16 protein-coding genes are annotated in these 17,155 nt (G+C 30.9%); 4 read left to right on the forward strand and 12 right to left on the reverse strand.

Annotated elements, in window-relative coordinates; all coding sequences use genetic code 11:
• Position 1: 1 nt before the first annotated feature.
• Genes ACY3JM_RS03980 through ACY3JM_RS04005 form a run of 6 tightly spaced genes read right to left on the reverse strand, consistent with a single transcriptional unit; the run spans position 2 to position 4,961 of the window.
• Positions 2 to 1,096 (reverse strand): efflux RND transporter periplasmic adaptor subunit, encoded by a 1,095-nt coding sequence (locus tag ACY3JM_RS03980; protein ID WP_463111755.1) that lies wholly within the window; start codon positions 1,094 to 1,096, stop codon positions 2 to 4.
• Positions 1,093 to 2,046: a hypothetical protein gene (locus ACY3JM_RS03985; RefSeq protein ID WP_463111756.1), complete on the reverse strand. Its 954-nt coding sequence runs from the start codon at positions 2,044 to 2,046 to the stop codon at positions 1,093 to 1,095. Before ACY3JM_RS03985 ends, ACY3JM_RS03980 begins: the two co-directional genes overlap by 4 nt.
• 22 nt (positions 2,047 to 2,068) lie before the next feature.
• Complete coding sequence (locus ACY3JM_RS03990; RefSeq protein ID WP_463111757.1) at positions 2,069 to 3,157, reverse strand: ABC transporter ATP-binding protein; 1,089 nt, start codon at positions 3,155 to 3,157, stop codon at positions 2,069 to 2,071.
• A 2-nt stretch (positions 3,158 to 3,159) separates the two neighbouring features.
• Positions 3,160 to 3,840, reverse strand: a complete 681-nt coding sequence (locus tag ACY3JM_RS03995) for a LolA family protein (RefSeq protein WP_463111758.1) — start codon at positions 3,838 to 3,840, stop codon at positions 3,160 to 3,162.
• The gene (locus ACY3JM_RS04000) at positions 3,809 to 4,369 is read right to left on the reverse strand and encodes a flavin reductase family protein (protein WP_463082470.1); all 561 of its coding nucleotides are present in this window, start codon (positions 4,367 to 4,369) and stop codon (positions 3,809 to 3,811) included. Before ACY3JM_RS04000 ends, ACY3JM_RS03995 begins: the two co-directional genes overlap by 32 nt.
• A gap of 16 nt (positions 4,370 to 4,385) precedes the next feature.
• Positions 4,386 to 4,961: a hypothetical protein gene (locus ACY3JM_RS04005; RefSeq protein WP_463111759.1), complete on the reverse strand. Its 576-nt coding sequence runs from the start codon at positions 4,959 to 4,961 to the stop codon at positions 4,386 to 4,388.
• A gap of 54 nt (positions 4,962 to 5,015) precedes the next feature.
• Between ACY3JM_RS04005 and ACY3JM_RS04010 the strand changes: the two genes are divergently transcribed.
• Complete coding sequence (locus ACY3JM_RS04010; protein WP_463082468.1) at positions 5,016 to 6,977, forward strand: ATP-dependent helicase; 1,962 nt, start codon at positions 5,016 to 5,018, stop codon at positions 6,975 to 6,977.
• Between the two features lie 7 nt (positions 6,978 to 6,984).
• On the opposite strand, the gene ACY3JM_RS04015 is transcribed toward ACY3JM_RS04010, so the two are convergent.
• Positions 6,985 to 7,269, reverse strand: coding sequence for a metal-sulfur cluster assembly factor (locus ACY3JM_RS04015; protein ID WP_463111760.1), 285 nt, complete (start codon positions 7,267 to 7,269; stop codon positions 6,985 to 6,987).
• Between the two features lie 99 nt (positions 7,270 to 7,368).
• Between ACY3JM_RS04015 and ACY3JM_RS04020 the strand changes: the two genes are divergently transcribed.
• Both ACY3JM_RS04020 and ACY3JM_RS04025 read left to right on the forward strand, forming a co-directional pair.
• Entirely contained in the window at positions 7,369 to 7,734 is a 366-nt protein-coding gene (locus tag ACY3JM_RS04020) for a response regulator transcription factor (protein ID WP_463082466.1), read from the forward strand.
• 7 nt (positions 7,735 to 7,741) lie between these two features.
• Positions 7,742 to 10,186, forward strand: coding sequence for an ATP-binding protein (locus tag ACY3JM_RS04025; RefSeq protein ID WP_463082465.1), 2,445 nt, complete (start codon positions 7,742 to 7,744; stop codon positions 10,184 to 10,186).
• On the opposite strand, the gene guaB is transcribed toward ACY3JM_RS04025, so the two are convergent.
• Positions 10,183 to 11,664, reverse strand: coding sequence for an IMP dehydrogenase (gene guaB / locus ACY3JM_RS04030; RefSeq protein ID WP_463082464.1), 1,482 nt, complete (start codon positions 11,662 to 11,664; stop codon positions 10,183 to 10,185). The genes ACY3JM_RS04025 and guaB overlap by 4 nt on opposite strands.
• 95 nt (positions 11,665 to 11,759) lie before the next feature.
• Here guaB and ACY3JM_RS04035 point away from each other — a divergent pair, with 95 nt between their 5' ends.
• On the forward strand, positions 11,760 to 12,983 hold the full coding sequence (locus ACY3JM_RS04035) for a TIGR04013 family B12-binding domain/radical SAM domain-containing protein (RefSeq protein WP_463082463.1): 1,224 nt from the start codon (positions 11,760 to 11,762) through the stop codon (positions 12,981 to 12,983).
• On the opposite strand, the gene ACY3JM_RS04040 is transcribed toward ACY3JM_RS04035, so the two are convergent.
• The 4 genes from ACY3JM_RS04040 to nadA are packed head-to-tail and all read right to left on the reverse strand — an operon-like array spanning position 12,959 to position 17,150.
• Positions 12,959 to 13,825 (reverse strand): DMT family transporter, encoded by an 867-nt coding sequence (locus tag ACY3JM_RS04040; RefSeq protein ID WP_463082462.1) that lies wholly within the window; start codon positions 13,823 to 13,825, stop codon positions 12,959 to 12,961. The genes ACY3JM_RS04035 and ACY3JM_RS04040 overlap by 25 nt on opposite strands.
• 7 nt (positions 13,826 to 13,832) lie before the next feature.
• The gene (gene nadC / locus ACY3JM_RS04045; RefSeq protein ID WP_463083643.1) at positions 13,833 to 14,669 is read right to left on the reverse strand and encodes a carboxylating nicotinate-nucleotide diphosphorylase; all 837 of its coding nucleotides are present in this window, start codon (positions 14,667 to 14,669) and stop codon (positions 13,833 to 13,835) included.
• Positions 14,632 to 16,260 carry an L-aspartate oxidase gene (gene nadB / locus ACY3JM_RS04050; protein ID WP_463111761.1) on the reverse strand — a complete coding sequence of 543 codons (1,629 nt, stop codon included), beginning with the start codon at positions 16,258 to 16,260 and terminating at the stop codon, positions 14,632 to 14,634. Before nadB ends, nadC begins: the two co-directional genes overlap by 38 nt.
• Positions 16,257 to 17,150: a quinolinate synthase NadA gene (nadA, locus tag ACY3JM_RS04055; protein WP_463082460.1), complete on the reverse strand. Its 894-nt coding sequence runs from the start codon at positions 17,148 to 17,150 to the stop codon at positions 16,257 to 16,259. Before nadA ends, nadB begins: the two co-directional genes overlap by 4 nt.
• Positions 17,151 to 17,155 lie beyond the last annotated feature (5 nt).

The following is a 17,155-nucleotide window of genomic DNA, read 5'->3' on the forward strand; positions in this document are numbered from 1 at the left end:
TTTAGTTTTCTTTATATATTTTTATTTTGGAGTTATCAGAGATTTTATCAAGAGGAGATAAGATTACTAAATCTCCTTCTTTTAGTCCTCCTTTTATTTCCACATAATCAGTATTCATATCTCCTATTACAACTTCTTTTCTTTTTGCTCTTCCATTTTCTACAGTGTAGACATAGGTTTTGCCTTCTTTAAAGGAGATAGTACTTAAAGGTATAACAATAACATTTTTCTTTACTCCTATATTTATGGTAGCAGAAATACTCATACCTTCTACTACTTTATTTCCAAGTTGGGGAATATTCACAGAAACATCATAAGAGTAAGAACCATCTTTATTTAACGAAGGAATCATGTTTATGGATGTTATTTTTCCTCTCCATGGGTTTTCTTCCAAAGCGTCTACATATATTTCTACATCTTGACCTTCTTTTATTTTTAAAATATTGTTTTCATCTACTTTTAGTAAACCAACCAAAGAAGTAGGATCAATTATAGTAATTATGGAGTTACTATTTGAAATATTAAGGTTGAATAAGGATAATAGACTGGAGAGATTTCCTAAGAAATTTGTAGCAGGGACTTGTTCTTGAGATTTTATGGTTTCTCCAGGAGTAATATTTACTTTGGCGATAATACCAGATATTGGGGCTTTTACTATTCGTTCTTCATAAAGGTTTTTTAAAGAATCATAATAGTTTTCTAAGGTCTTTAATTGATCTTGTGAGAAATAAGGAGTATTACTTTGTTGAAATCCTATGCCTCTTAATGCGTTGTTTATTTTCAAAAGATCGATCATATTTTTTATTTGGTCCATCTGTTTTTTTAATTCTTGAGCATCTATTGTAGCTAGTATATCTCCTTTCTTAACTTTGTTTCCTGGTTTTACTCTAACTTCTTTTACTACTCCGGATATTTTAGGATATATGTCTATTTTTCTTGAAAAAACTAAAATACCACTTACGCTTATAGATAAGGGTAAATCTCTTCTTGAGAGCCTTAATACTTCTACATCTACAGGTCTATTAGTTATTTGAAAATATGCAAAAAGAGCTATAGCGATTCCTAATAGTAATATAGTTATATATACTTTTCTCATTTGCCTGATACCTCGTTTAATTTGTCAAGAGTAATTTTTAAGAACTCCAAATAACCTTTTGTCCATCCTGCAAAATTTTCTAAATTATGAAGGATAATTTTATCATACTCTTCTCTTAATTGAGAAGGTTTACTAAATAATTCTTTTGGGGCTTTATAATTTTTATTGTCATTTATTCTAGGAAAATATTTAGATTGAATCTCCCATAATTTTCCTGCATCTTTTCTTGCTTCCCATGCTGCTTTAATTCCTGCTTCTTCAGGATTATCTACCTTGTGAGGTTGTGCCTTTTTAATGGTTTGAATATATATAGGATTTTTATTTATTATTTGCCATTCTTGGTAATCTTCTAAAGTATAATGATGATTTTCTCCCTGGGCAATGAGTTTTTCAAGATTAAAAATATTAACAATAGCATTTCCCAGAGGCATGGGATAGGCGTGAAAAGGCTGTGTAAGGTCCTGAAGGTAGTGGAGGCTATAAGCAAAGAAACGGAAACCCCAATAATAATCATTCTTTTGGAAGGCCTCTTTGGCTAAGTTCCAAAAATGGATTATTCTTTTGGGGGCTTCGCCTAATTTAAGGGTTCCACCAAAAAGTATATAATATTGATGTCTCCAACCTGAGCTTCCTCCCGTAAGTTTTTGCATAGAGTTAAGATTTATGTTTTCATCCATTCCCATATCTGGTTCAGTTACATATCTTGTGATTATTGTTATGGCATCTATCTTATCACCTATTTTTTCTCCACGATAGGGAATAATATATGATGGATTGTATGGGGATGTATCATGATAGGTATAAGCTGTTACGGTTATGTCCCTATATTTTTTTAGCCAATCTAAATCTTTCAGTATGATTTCTGTCATTTCTCTATGGGCAGACCAAGAAAGAGCTGGGGAGAGAAAAAGTATTATTAAGAAAATGCTTAAAGTTACTTTTTTCCACATGTTGGATTATCCTCCTTTTATTTTAGATAACTCTTTTCCCTGAAATCTTATCAAACACATAAATTCTATTTGGAAGGGAAAATGATATAGTTTCTCCTACATGAAATCTTGTACTTTCCTTTATTTCTATTTTTATGATCTTCTTTTCTTCGGTTTCAACATTTAGGATTCTTAAATTATCTGAGGGAGTTCCATCAATAAAAAAGATTTCTCCTCTAAAAATTCCTTCGGAAGTAATTTTTATATCCCTTGCATGAAAACCTATAAGGTATTCTCCGTCTCTTATAGTATATCTGATAGGAATATTTTTTGAACCTATGATAATGTGAGAATTTATAATCTTTGCTTCTATAAGATTCATTGGAGGTTTCCCTACAAAAGAAGCCACAAAAGAATTTTTAGGATCTTCTATTAATTTATCATAAGTACCAACCTGTAATATTTTCCCTTCATTCATTACTGCTATTATATCTCCCATACTTGTTGCTTCTATTTGATCGTGGGTGACATATACTGATGTAACTTGAAATCTTAAAAGGAGCTTTTTTATTTGTACTCTTGTTATAGCCCTTAATCTTGCATCTAAATTAGATAAGGGTTCGTCAAATAACATAACTGAAGGATTTCTAATTATACATCTTCCTATTGCTACTCTTTGTTTTTCTCCTCCTGAAAGTTGTTTTGGTTTTTTATTTAGTAAGTATTGAAAATCAACTCCTAATATATCTGCTGTTTCTTTAATTTTTTCATCAATTACTTTTTCGGGGGTTTTTTTAATCCAAAATGGAAATGCTAAATTACCTCTTGCTTCGTAGTGAGGATAAAGGGCATAGTTTTGGAAAACCATTCCAATTTTTCTTTCAGCGGGTGAGAGATCATTGACTTTTTGTTGATTAAAATAAATATCTCCACTATCTGGGTTTTCTAAACCTGCTATTACTTTTAATAAAGTAGTTTTACCACATCCAGATGGTCCTACTACAGCTAAGGTTTTCCCTTCAGGAATTTCTAAATTAATATTCTCTAAGGCATTTGTAAATTTTTTCTCTTTTAATAAGCCTTCCTCTTTATAAGTTTTATATATATTTTCAAGAGTTATTTTTATTCCCATATTTATATTTCAAAGGTTTGTGGATCAATTTTTATGTTTATCTGAAGGTTTTTATATACTCTCCTATGTACTAATGTTCTTTCTCCCTTAATATCTTCATATTGTTCTAAGGAAACAGGTAAAAATAAATTTTTTTCTATATATATCCTTTGGAAAGAATAATTATATAATTTATCTCTACTACTTCCTATTTCTATTATGTAACAATTATAGTTTAAAAAAACAGTTTCCTTTATTCCAGTTGGGTTATTGGTAGTTAATAAGTCTATAATATAATCAAAAGTGAGGTCAGGTATTTGCCCTTTTCTAATGGATACTACCAAGGGATCATCTACGTTTAAAGATAAGGGAATAAAGCTTAATAATCCGCCCTTTTTATATCTTACTTTACCTGTTTGATATACCATTATTGTACTCTTATCTTTTCCCTCTAGTACTTCCAACCTTATTTTATCTGGTTTCTGGTAATAAAATTTATATGTAATATATTCTTCGTTATTCCCTAGTCTATTATAAACTTCAAGAATACTATAAAGAGTGGATACTTTATTATTAGCTTCTTGGGTTTTTCTTATTACTTCTTCAATAGATATACCTAAGGATAAGGATATGCTTAGTAAAATAAATAATAAAACTAATATAAAATGATGTTTAATTTTCTTCTGATAATTTGATGGTTTCATATTCACCTGTTGTAGTATAAACATCTTTTCCAAAATAGAGAAGGGCTTTGTACTTTGAAGGATCATAAATGGTTTCAAAATATTCTTCTAAGGCTTCAGAGTAAATTACTTTACCTATTACTATGTGATGATCAGCCTTAAGTTCTACAATATCTTCTAAAGAACATTCTATATGTGCGGTACATTCCTTGATTAGGGGAGCAGTTATTTTATGGGCAGGTATGGGAGTAAGGTTAGCCTTTTTAAATTTATCTGTATTTCTACCACTAAATCTTCCACATATAAAAACTGATTTTCTTAAAGAATAATCAGGAATGTTTATTGCAAAGTTTTTTGTTTCTTTAATAAGGGCATAGGTATATCTCTCTGGTCTAAGACTTACAGCAATAAGAGGTGGGTTTATACTTACTGGTATGATCCAAGAAATAGTCATAACATTAGGCTTTTGATTTTTGCTAATACTTGTGATAAGAAGAGCAGGCAGGGGATGTAATAGATAGGTAAAGGTATTTCTTATTTCTTTATACACAATATCACTCCTCATCTTATATTTTTAATATCCATTCAAAATCGTAATTTTTAGATGAAAATACTCCATTTTTATATTCAAGTTTCTCGGTTTCTAAAAAGACTAACATTTGGCTACCAAACTTATTTATATCCTTGGCTTTTGCAAACTCTTTTAGAGAAGATAGAGTAAATGTGATAAAAAGGGTTTTAGAATCATATATATTTTTCTCATCTTCTGTATATAGGATTATGTTGATATTTGTTTTATCAGGAAGCTCTGAACTATTTAAAGCAAAGACCAAATTTTTAAGAATTCTATTTATCATGGAAGGATAAGGATTACCTTTTTGGGAAAGTTTTGTATAAAAAGATAGGTTTAAACCAATCGCAGGATGATATATGGGAATACTCATTTTAAAAGAATCATCAAGCCCTTTTAAATCTTTTTCTAAATTGGATTTTACAAGATTGTTAAATGTTAATACATGAAGGGTAAATATAGTAACTGGTTTTTTCACAATATTTTTTTGAGTGGGGGTTTGAGTATTTTGGGCAAAGCTTAAATTTATGATTAAAATTACAATAAGAATCAAAGTTATAATTTTTTTCATTTTATTATTTCCTCCTTAAAGGATTTTATTTTCTCTTATTATATAATAATTCTTATGGATAACCAATTTAGTGATAAGAAAATTTATATTCTCCCTTCTAAAAAGAAGCAAGAATTTCTTAAACGTATAGAGAAGGACCTAAATGATGAACAGAAAAAAGTAGTTTTAGAAGCAGATGGTCCTTCCTTGGTTATTGCTGGACCTGGATCAGGAAAGACTCGTACAGTTATCTATAGAGTAGGATATCTTATTGCTTTAGGTTATTCTCCTAAGAATATTATGCTTTTAACTTTCACCAACCATGCCGCTAAAAACATGATAAACAGGGCTTCTGCTTTAATAGGAGAAAAGGCTGAAGATATATGGGGAGGTACATTTCATCATGTGGGAAATAGAATTTTAAGAATATTTGGAAAGGAAATTGGAATGAGGGTAGATTATAACATATTGGATAGAGAGGATTCAGCAGATCTTATTGATGAATGTTTAGAGGAGCGGAGGGAGGAAGAATTAGGTAAAAATTTAGTTTTGGAAATATTTAGTTATAAGGTGAACACTGGGAAAAATTGGGATGAGGTTTTGAAAATAAAGGCTCCTCATATTATAGAAAAGGTAGATTTAATTGAGAGGGTTTTTAAAAGATATGAAGAGAGGAAAAAAGAGCTAAATCTTGTAGATTATGATGATCTACTTATGTTTTGGTATAAGCTTCTTATGGAAAAAGAGAAGGTAAAAAAAATCTTAAATGATAAATTTATCTGGCTTTTAGTAGATGAATATCAGGATACAAATTGGCTTCAAGGAGAAATTGTAAGACTTATGAGAGAAGAAAATAAAAATGTATTGGTAGTTGGAGATGATGCTCAAAGTATATATTCCTTTAGAGGGGCCACTATTGATAATATATTGAATTTTCCTAATATATTTTTAGGAACGAAGATTTTTTATTTAGAATATAACTATAGAAGTACACCCGAGATAATAGCTTTGGCTAATGAGATTATTAAGAGAAATGTAAATCAGTATCCTAAGACTATAAGACCCGTATTAAAAAGTGGATCTAAACCCAAATTAGTATGGGTAAGAGATGATGAAGAAGAAGCTCAATTTGTGGCAGAGATCATTAAAAATATGCATCAGGAAGGTATTAAATATAAGAATATGGGAGTACTTTTTAGGTCTAACTATCATTCTATGATTTTACAAATGGAGCTTACTACTCAAGGTATCCCATATGAGGTAAGAGGAGGTTTAAGATTTTTTGAACAAGCTCATATAAAAGATATGCTTTCCATATTAAAAATTCTATATAATCCCCAAGATGAACTTTCTGCCCAGAGATTTTTTAAATTGTTTCCAGGAATTGGTAGAGCTTATGCAAAAAAATTTGCTTCTATTTTGAGAGAAACAAGAGATTTTGAAAGGATATTTCAGATCTCAGTAAGTGGTAGAACTTTAGATGGTTTAAGAAGGATAAGAGATTTATGGGATAAGATTAAGAATATCCCTTTAGATAGATTTTCAGATATTCTATTTGTTTTTTATAACGAAGAGTACAGAAATTATTTGGAAACTAAATATCCTGATTTTAAAGATAGAGAAAAGGATATTGTTCAACTTATTAATTTTTCTCAAAAATATAAGAATTTAGGCGATTTTTTAAGCGAACTTACCTTATATACCTATGCAGGAGAAAAATTAATAGAAGAAGAGGGAGAAGAAAAGGACTATGTGGTTTTATCTACTATTCATCAGGCAAAGGGTTTAGAATGGGATGTGGTTTTTATTCTCCGTTTAGTACAAGGAGAATTTCCTTCTTATAAAAGTATGGATAATTTAGAAGAAGAAAGGAGACTTTTTTATGTGGCAGTAACAAGAGCCAAAAGAGAACTTTTTGTTATTACTCACATAATGAAAAGATTAAAGGATATGAATATATTTAATAAGCCTTCCATATTTATCGAAGAGCTCCCTAAAGAGGAGCTCTTCGAAGAGTGGGTTGTTAAGAAAGAATGATTAACTTTTATCGATTTTTTAAAATTTCATTTGCTTGTTCTGCAAATATAAAATCTACCACCTCTACATCTACATTTTTTACACCTTCTATTTCTTTAATGACTTTTTTGATGGATAGAGCAAGTTGAATACCCAAAGGGCAAAAAGGAGTTGTGGGTCTAAATACAACTTTCACATTTCCATCATTGTCTACTTCCAGTTTATCGATGGTATTAAGTGTTACTAAATCCATACCTACCTCGGGATCTATAATTTCTCTAAGTCTGTTTTCTATTTGCTCTTTTAAATTCATACCTTTCACCTCGTAATATTTTTTTTATTATAATATACTTGGTATAATAAGGTAAAATTAAAATTAAGTTAATTAAATTAAAGATTTATAGGAGGTATTATGAAGAAGATTCTAATAGTGGAAGATGAAGAAAATGTTAGAAGCCTTATCAGAGAAACCTTGGATTTTTTAAAAAAATATGAGATACACGAAGCTGGGACAGGGAGGGAAGCATTAGAGAAAATAAGAGAAGTACAACCCGATTTAGTAATTCTTGATATAATGCTTCCTGATATTGATGGTTATAGTATATGCGAACAAATAAAAGGTGATCCTTCTATGAATACCATGGTACTTATGCTTACAGCAAGGTCCAGCGAATTAGATAAAAAAGTAGGTTATAGTATGGGGGCAGATGAGTATATGACTAAACCTTTTGGTCTTGCGGATTTGATTTCTAAGGTAGAACTACTTTTAGGGGCATAGAAATTTTATGAAAGTTTACTATAATCAAAAGAGAGAAAACTTTTTATCTTTATTTAGAGGCTTAATTCTTTTTGTAGCTCTTCTTCTTGTAAAGTTTGATATTGTGCCTCCTACAGATGTAAGAGTATTTAATATTTTTCTCATTATTTCGTCCATCTATATATTATTTACTACTATTTTCCCTGTACATAAATATCCCTTTTTTTATAAGCATGAAATATTTGCCTCTATAGATGTTATATTAGTATCAATTCTGGTATATTTGACTGGGGGTATAAGCAGTGATTTATACTTATTCTTGGTTTTTCCAGTGGTAGCAGCAGCCTTTAGATATGATTTTAGGACTGCAATTCTTTCTGCTTTTTTAGTTACTCTTGTTTTTATTCTTTTTGGAATAATTCAGGGAATAAATGTAGTCTTAAGTTCTGCCTATATCAGAATTTTAGAACTTGGAATTATGGCTATCGTTTTGGCTCTGTTTTTAAATTATATTGGGAGAGAAAGTTTAAAACTCGAACAGAAAATAAATGAAATGAAGATATTCTCTGATATAACTAAAGCTGTAAATTCATCCTTGGATACTAAAGAGGTTTTAGGACTTATTTTAGATTCTGCTGTTAAATTACTTGATGCTGATGGTGGAACCATCTTTCTTAAAGATAAAGAGACAGGGGATTTAATCTTTGAAAAGGCTATAGGAGAAAAGGGAGATTTATTAGAAGGTAAAAAGCTTGCAAAGGGAGAAGGAATAGTTAGTTGGGTTGTGGAGACAGGAAATCCTGCTATTGTAAATAATCCATCTAAAGATAAAAGGTTTAGTCAATATTATGACTATATATCAGGTTTCAAAACAGGTTCTATTTTATGTGTACCTCTTAAAGTTGGAGATGAAGTATTGGGAGCAATAGAAGTAGTTAATAGTACAAGGAATAAGAAATTTTCTAATTATGAATTAGAGATGCTTATTAATTTATCTTATGAAACTTCTATAGCTTTGCATAAGGCAATTCTTTACAGTAATGTGAATTTGGAAAGAGAAAAGATGAAAAAGATTCTTGAAAATGTTGGTGATGGACTAATAATTCTGGATGGGCGAAAAAGATTAAGTATGTGGAATAATGTAGCAAATAATTTCTTTAATATTACACAGGGAGATATTCAGAAAAGATGTACAGAAGTCTTAAAATGTAGAAATGCAAATGGAGAGTTGATGTGTTCTGAGTGTCCCCTTGATAAAATGGTTTTTCAGGGATTATCCTTACTTCAATATGAAATGAAAACTTGGAATGGGCAGAAAGAATATATTCTTGGATGTAACCTTTCTGGTATATGGGAAGGAAGAAAAGTAACTAATTTTATTTTAGCTCTTAGAGATATCAGTTTGATAAAAGAATTGGATAGAATGAAGTCAGAATTTGTAGCTAATGTTTCTCATGAGTTGAAGACTCCATTAACTGCAATAAAGGGTTATAGTGAGCTTTTAATGAAAATGAATCTCCCTCCAGAGAAAATAAAAAATTATCATCAGATCATATACAAGGAGGCAGAAAGGCTTACTCAACTTATAAATGATCTTCTGGATGTATCAAGAATTGAATCAGGAAGAATAGAACTTAGAAAAGATATGGTAGAGTTGAGAAGAATAATTAGAGAAAGAGCTTCTTTTTTTCAAACTCAAACTTCAAAGCACAAAATAATTTTGCAATTCCCAGAATATCCCACTCTTCTTTTAGGTGATTCAGCAAGACTTACACAGGTATTTCATAATCTTTTAGATAATGCTATAAAGTATTCTCCAAATGGAGGAAATGTATGGGTGAGAGTTACTGATAAAATGGAGGATATAATTATAGAGGTGCAAGATCAAGGAGTAGGAATACCTCCAGAGCATCTTCCCCATATATTTGATAGATTTTATCGGGTAGACAGTTCATTGAGAAAATCAACAAGTGGTACTGGTTTGGGGCTTTCAATAGTTAAGAGTATAGTAGAAGCCCATAATGGTAAAATATCTGTTAGTAGTAAGGTAGGAGAAGGTACTACCTTTACAATAAAATTGCCTCGAAGATATTCTTTAGTAGATCCTTTAACGGGAACGCTTTCTCTTCCTTACTTTTTCCCTATCCTTTGGAGAGAACTTTATAGAGAAAAATCATCTTTTGCCTTTGGTAAAATTGCTTATGAATTTGAAGGTCTTGTTTCGGAGAATTTAAGAAGATCCTCTATTTTTAATCTGGCATCATTAATAAAGGATAAATTAAGACCCAATGATCTTATAGGTCATGGTTTTGATAGATTTTATGTCTTTACCCGTTCTGTTATGGATATTGAAGAAAAAGTCTCCCATATCTCTTTGGGAGATATGGGAGCTATAAGATTGAAATTTAATTTTATTTCATCCACAAGTAAAACTATTGAAGAGGTAGTTAAATTAATAAATGAAGATTTTTAACGAGACTCCCATGTTGATATACTGTAATTAGGTGCTTCTTTTGTTATTATTACATCATGAGGATGGCTTTCTCTAAGTCCAGCATTAGTTATTTTTATAAATTTAGTTTTTGTTCTTAACTCTTCTAAATTTCTAACACCACAATACCCCATACCTGATTTAAGCCCACCTACAAGTTGGAAAATAACTTCTGAAACTGGTCCTCTATATGGTACTCGTCCCTCAATACCTTCTGGTACAAGTTTTTCTGAATTTTCTTGGAAATATCTATCTTTACTTCCTTCTTTCATTGCTGAGAGTGAGCCCATGCCTCTATATACTTTAAAGCTTCTACCTTGATATATCTCAATTTCTCCAGGGCTTTCTTCAGTACCAGCAAGTAGGCTTCCTAACATAACTGCATGAGCTCCAGCTGCTATTGCTTTTGTAATATCTCCAGAAAATTTTATTCCTCCGTCTGCAATTATTGGCACGTTATATTTTTTGGCCTCCTCAGCACATTCCCATATAGCTGTGAATTGTGGTACTCCTATACCTGCCACAACTCGAGTAGTACAAATGGACCCAGGTCCTATACCCACTTTAACTGCATCTGTTCCTGCTTCTATTAATGCTTTTGTACCTTCTGCTGTTGCCACGTTACCTGCAATTATTACTATATTGTCTTTAAATAATTTTTTTAATTCTTTAACAGTTTCTAATACTTTTTTATGATGTCCATGGGCCGTATCAACTACAATAACATCTACTTCAGCTTCCACTAGTGCTTTTGCTCTTTCAATAGCCTCTGAGCCTACCCCTATAGCAGCACCAGCCAAAAGCCTACCTTTACTATCTTTTGCTGCATTAGGATATTGTTTCATTTTTTGGATGTCCTTTATTGTAATAAGACCCTTTAATTTATAATCTTTATCTACAATAGGAAGTTTTTCAATTTTATATCTTTGTAGAATTTCTTGGGCATCCTTAATAGTTACACCAACTTGAGCAACTATAAGATTTTCTTTTGTCATTACTTCGTATATTTTTTTGTTCATATCAGTTTCAAATCTTAGATCTCTATTAGTAACTATCCCTACAAGCTTACCATTTTTTTCTACAACAGGTAATCCTGAAATGTGGTATTTTGCCATGATATTTAAGGCATCACCGACAGTTTGATCTGGATATAGGAATATGGGATCTGTAATCATACCATGTTCTGATCTTTTTACCTTGTCTACCTCCTCTGCTTGTTTTTCAATGGAAAGATTTCTATGAATAATCCCTAAGCCTCCCTCTCTTGCCATGGCAATAGCCATTCTTGCTTCTGTTACTGTGTCCATTGCGGCACTTAATATGGGTATATTTAGATGAATCTTTTCAGTAATATATGTATCGACACTTACTTCTTTTGGGGTTACTTCACTGTATGCTGGTACTAATAGTATATCATCAAAAGTTAGAGCTTCTCCTAAGAATCTTTCATTAAAATTCATAACCTTTTTAGCCTCCTTCTCGGTTGGAAAGTTTTCAATTATTTTATTTAAGGGAGATTTAAAAGTCAAATTTAAATTTGTAAAATAAGAAATATATGGAATATAAATTATTTTTCTATGACTCTAAGGAAAACAAATATAGTATAAATGCTCTTCTTGGAGCAGTAGAAGGGGATAAAGAGCTAAAAGAACTTCCAATATTATTTTTTGAAAAAATAGATGATTTATTTTTCGAAAGAGATTTAAGAAATAGTATTTTATGTTTTTCCTTTTTTACTACTCAATTTTTTGAAATAAAAGATATATTAGGAAAGCTCAGGGAACTTAAAAAGAGTAATGAGAATCTTTATTTTATGGCAGGTGGACCTCATCCATCGGGAGATCCCCAGGAAGTATTAGATATGGGATTTGATATTGTGGTAAAGGGAGAGGGAGAAAGAATATTTCCAAACTTAATAAAAGAGATAGTTAGTGGTAAAAAAATTTTTGGAATATTTCATGATAAAAAGAAAATTGATTTAAATGATTACTTCCCTTTCTCAAAAAAATTTGGTAGGTTTGGGCCTATTGAAATAAGCAGAGGTTGTCCTTTTGGGTGCTACTTTTGTCAGACACCAAGAATTTTTGGTGGAATTATGAGGCATAGGAGTATAGAAAAAATAGTGGAAATTGTGGAAGTTATGGTAAAAAGAAATTTAAAAGATATAAGATTTATTACACCTAATGCTTTTGCTTATGGATCTTCTGATAGTATGACAATAAATCTTAAAAAATTAGAAGAATTACTTATTGAAATTAGAAAAATTATTGGAAAAGAAGGAAGAATATTTTTTGGATCTTTCCCTTCAGAAGTAAGACCAGAACATGTTTTACCTGAAACTGTAGAGCTGATAAAGTTATATGCTAATAATGACAATATCGTAATAGGAGCTCAATCTGGTAGTCAGAGGATTTTAGATTTAGCTCATAGAAGGCATAAAGTAGAAGATGTTTATAGAGCTGTAGAAACTGCTACTTACTATGGTCTCAAGGTGAATGTGGATTTCATATTTGGATTACCTTATGAAAATGAGGATGATATAAACCAGACAGTCAAAATGATAGAAGATTTAGTAAAAATGGGAGCAAAGATTCATGCTCATACCTTTATGCCTCTTCCCGGAACTCCTTTTGAGAATTTTCCTCCAGGTAAATTTGATAAGTATATGAGGAAAGTTATAAATAAACTTCTTCCAAAAGGTGTAGTTTTTGGAAATTTTAGAGAACAAGAGGAAATAGCTTGGAAATTATACAATTATTTTTCTTCTAAAGAAGCATAGAATACTGCTATTATTATTAAACCTATTCCTATAAGTTTATATAGATTTATAGTTTCTTTTAAAAAGATGACTGAGAAAACTGTTGCTATTACTGTTTCACCTATTAATACTATAGAGGTAAAGGTAGGAGATAAAATTCTAATAGCATAATTGGTAGAAGAATGACCTATTAACTGTGGTATTAGGGCAAGGAGCAAAAAATTTAGATATGTATAGGCAGAGTATCCTACTAAAGGTATTTTTAAGAGGATAGTAATTAAAAGTAAGCATATCCCTGCAATAGAATATACATAGGTAATATATGAGATGAAGGATATTTCTTTTGAGAGATATCTACCTGTGTATATATAAATGGCAAAGGTTATAGCACCTATAATGGATAATATTTCACCTTTTCCTATTTGGACTTTTAAATCATTGTTATAGGTTATAAGAAACACACCTATAAGGGCTACTAATACTGAAAGGTAGAATTTTTTTGATGGTATTTTTTTCTCTATAATTGATACTAATATAGATATAAATATAGGACTTGTATTTACAAGTACAACAGCATTAGCCACAGAAGTTAGAAAAAGAGCAGAGATCCATGTGTAAAAATGAATGCTTAAGGATAATCCTGCAAAAGTTAACAATATATTGTTAAATATCTTAGAGCATGTTTTTACTTTCTTGTAATTCATTAAGGAAAGAATAAGAGATGATATTAATAAACGGTATGATGCTATAACAAGGGGAGGAGCTTTTGTCAGCTTAATAATAATGGAAGCTGAAGCCATAGCTGATATGCCAATTAAAAGGAAGATATATGCTTTTTCCTTTTGAGTTTTGGTTTTTAACATTGAAGTATTATTCTATTTCCAAGCTTAGATCTAAGCTTTTCACTGAATGAGTTAGTTTTCCCATAGATATAAAGTCCACACCTAATTTAGCAATAGATTCTAAATTTTCTATGGATATTCCTCCTGAAACCTCTATTAATGCTTTTCCTTTTGCTATTTTTACACATTCCTCTATAGTTTTTAAATCCATATTATCCAACAATACCATATCTACATTATTTTCTAATGCTTCTTTTAGTTCCTCAATATTTTTTACTTCTACTTCTATTTTATATATATGAGATAGGTTTTTCCTAATTCTTTTAATTGCTTCAGTGATGCTTCCTGCAAATTTTATATGATTATCTTTTATTAATACCATATCGTATAGTGCAAATCTGTGATTTTCTCCTCCACCAACCTTTACTGCATATTTTTCAAGAATTCTTAAAAGTGGAGTAGTTTTTCTTGTGTCTAAAATTTTAACATTGTATGGACTTACTATATCAATGCATTTTCTTGTATAGGTTGCAATGCCAGATAGTCTTTGTAAAAAGTTAAGAGCTGTTCTTTCTCCTGAAAGTATAGCTCTTGTTTTTCCATATATTTCAAGTATTATGTCTCCTCTTCTAATGGAATCACCATCTTTACAATTTTCATTGAATTTTACATCTGCATCAAGATATTTAAAAACTTCTTTTGCTACAGGTATACCAGCAATAATACCGTTATCTTTTGACAAAATAATAGCCTTTGATCTCATATCTTCTGGAACGATACTATCGGTTGTAATATCTCCTGTACCAATATCTTCAATTAAAGCTTCTTCAATGATCTTTTTTAAAAGATGGTGGGGAATTGACATCACGATATATTACCTCCTTATCTTTTTCCCAAATTATATGTTTTTTCCATTCTTTTTTTGAGGTAGGAAAATCTATTCTAAAATGGGCACCACGACTTTCCTTTCTTAGAATAGCTGATCTTATCATCAATAAAGAAAGGGTTAACATATTTTTGTATTCAAAAAAGTTTCTATTTTTCAAATATACTCCGTTTATCTCTTCCATTAAATCAATTATTTCTCTTTCACTTTCTTTTAATTTACTTTCTTCCCTTATAATTCCTACTTTATCCCACATAAGAGTTTTTAATTTTTGTATTCTCTCCTTTAAAAATTTGTCATTTTCAATTTCTTTTAAATTTAGGTTTTCATCATATTCTGAGATCAAAGATGGGTTATCATTTAATATAGCATCAATACATCTCTTACCAAAAACAAGCCCTTCCAGTAGAGAATTACTAGCAAGTCTATTAGCTCCATGCAGTCCTGTACAAGCTACTTCTCCACAAGCATATAAATTTCTTATGGATGTTCTTCCATATTCATCAGTTTCTATTCCCCCCATAAAATAGTGGGCAGCAGGTGATATAGGGACAAGGTCTTTTGTTATGTCTATTCCATATTCCAAGCATTTTTTGTATATATTAGGAAATCTTCTCTTTATTTTGTTTTCTCCGATTGGTCTTAAATCAAGATATACATCTTTTTGCGTTTCTAATATTTCAAAGTATATAGCCCTTGTGACTATGTCTCTTGGGGCTAATTCTCCCAAAGGATGATAATTAAGCATAAACCTCTCTCCATAGGAGTTTATAAGTCTTCCTCCTTCGCCTCTTACTGCTTCGGAGATAAGGAATCTTTGGGGAGCATCTATTTTTAAGGCTGTTGGGTGAAACTGGAAAAATTCAAGATCCATAATTCTTGCTCCCGCCCTAAAAGCAGATACTATACCATCTCCTGTGGCAATGAGAGGATTAGTGGTATGAAGGTATAACTGGCCTGCTCCACCAGTAGCTAATATAATATAACTGCTAAGATATATTGAAATTTTGTTTGTTTTTGAATCAAGAAAGATACATCCATAAGCTTGATTATCAAGGGTAAGTATATCAATAAGCATATGATTATCAAATAATCTAATATTCTCCTTATCTTTAATTTTTTTAATTAGAGTACAAGCCACTTCGTATCCTGTAGCATCTCCATGGGCATGGATTATTCTCTTTCTACTATGGGCAGCCTCCTTTGTAAAGGAAAGCCCATTTTTTTTATCAAAATTCACACCTAATTTTATTAAATCTCTAACCCTATCAATTCCTTCTTCCACAACAATTCTTACTATTTTTTCCTCATTAAAATCTGCCCCAGCTAAAATAGTATCTTTGAAGTGTAATTCGGGAGAATCATCAGGAGCTAATGCTACTGCAATTCCTCCTTGGGCATAATAAGTATTACTTTCCTCTATTTTGTCTTTTGTAAAAAGGCCGACTTTAAATTGAGGGGGAGTATAGTAGGCTGAAATTAAGCCTGCTATTCCACTTCCAACAATTATTATGTCAAATTTTTCTAATGTACTTTTTGATTTGAAATTAGCAATATATCTATCTATCATAAGGATAGCATTCTCATGATTGGTATTAATGCTTTTTCTCTTATATGATCTGGTACCTTTACTTGTGGAGATAAATCTTCCAAAGACCATAATATTTTTTCTAATGTGATTTTTTTCATGTTAGCACATACTGCAAGTGGGGATGCCAGGAAGAATTCTTTATTGGGAACTTCCTTTCTTAGTCTGTGTAGTAATCCTGCTTCGGTCCCTATTATGTATCTATGATGGTTATCTTCTTTTACGTATTTGATAATTCCACTTGTACTTGCTACTTTATCAGCTAAGTCTAATACCTCTTTTCTGCATTCTGGATGTACTACTATTTTGGCATCTTTATGTTTTTCTTTAAGTTCCAATATATTTTGAGGAAGAATTCTTTGATGGGTAGGGCAAAATCCATCCCAAATTATCATTTCTTTCTTAGTATGCTTACTTACATAATAGCCTAAATTTCGGTCTGGTACGAAGATGATTTTATCCTCTGAAATTTTATCTACTACAGAGACCGCATTTGCAGAGGTGCAAATATAGTCACTTAATGCTTTTACTTCTGCGGTTGTATTTATATAACTAACAACAACATGATCTTTATATTTTTCTTTTAATTTTAAAATATCTGCTGGGGTTATAGAATTAGCCAAAGGGCACCCTGCATGTGGGTCAGGTAGAATTACTATCTTATCTGGAGCAAGAATAGAAGCTGTTTCTGCCATAAAATGTACTCCACAAAAAATTATTACTTTTTCTTTAACTTCCTTTGCTATCCTTGCAAGTTCTAATGAATCTCCCACAAAATCAGCTATATCTTGTACTTCAGGAAGTTGATAATTATGAGCTAATATAACAGCATCTCTTTCTTTTTTTAATTTTTTTATCTTTTCCTCTATCATTTTTT

The sequence above is a fragment of the Dictyoglomus sp. SSW genome (assembly GCF_055181335.1).

Excerpts from the sequence above, each read along its gene's own strand:
- ACY3JM_RS04040 (WP_463082462.1), bottom strand. The coding sequence starts at position 13,825 with ATGTTAAAAACCAAAACTCAAAAGGAAAAAGCATATATCTTCCTTTTA.
- ACY3JM_RS04035 (WP_463082463.1), top strand. The coding sequence starts at position 11,760 with ATGGAATATAAATTATTTTTCTATGACTCTAAGGAAAACAAATATAGT.
- ACY3JM_RS04015 (WP_463111760.1), bottom strand. The coding sequence starts at position 7,269 with ATGAATTTAAAAGAGCAAATAGAAAACAGACTTAGAGAAATTATAGAT.
- ACY3JM_RS04005 (WP_463111759.1), bottom strand. The coding sequence starts at position 4,961 with ATGAAAAAAATTATAACTTTGATTCTTATTGTAATTTTAATCATAAAT.
- ACY3JM_RS03995 (WP_463111758.1), bottom strand. The coding sequence starts at position 3,840 with ATGAAACCATCAAATTATCAGAAGAAAATTAAACATCATTTTATATTA.
- nadC (WP_463083643.1), bottom strand. The coding sequence starts at position 14,669 with ATGTCAATTCCCCACCATCTTTTAAAAAAGATCATTGAAGAAGCTTTA.
- ACY3JM_RS03985 (WP_463111756.1), bottom strand. The coding sequence starts at position 2,046 with ATGTGGAAAAAAGTAACTTTAAGCATTTTCTTAATAATACTTTTTCTC.
- ACY3JM_RS03990 (WP_463111757.1), bottom strand. The coding sequence starts at position 3,157 with ATGGGAATAAAAATAACTCTTGAAAATATATATAAAACTTATAAAGAG.
- ACY3JM_RS03980 (WP_463111755.1), bottom strand. The coding sequence starts at position 1,096 with ATGAGAAAAGTATATATAACTATATTACTATTAGGAATCGCTATAGCT.
- nadA (WP_463082460.1), bottom strand. The coding sequence starts at position 17,150 with ATGATAGAGGAAAAGATAAAAAAATTAAAAAAAGAAAGAGATGCTGTT.
- nadB (WP_463111761.1), bottom strand. The coding sequence starts at position 16,260 with ATGATAGATAGATATATTGCTAATTTCAAATCAAAAAGTACATTAGAA.
- ACY3JM_RS04020 (WP_463082466.1), top strand. The coding sequence starts at position 7,369 with ATGAAGAAGATTCTAATAGTGGAAGATGAAGAAAATGTTAGAAGCCTT.
- ACY3JM_RS04010 (WP_463082468.1), top strand. The coding sequence starts at position 5,016 with ATGGATAACCAATTTAGTGATAAGAAAATTTATATTCTCCCTTCTAAA.
- guaB (WP_463082464.1), bottom strand. The coding sequence starts at position 11,664 with ATGAATTTTAATGAAAGATTCTTAGGAGAAGCTCTAACTTTTGATGAT.
- ACY3JM_RS04025 (WP_463082465.1), top strand. The coding sequence starts at position 7,742 with ATGAAAGTTTACTATAATCAAAAGAGAGAAAACTTTTTATCTTTATTT.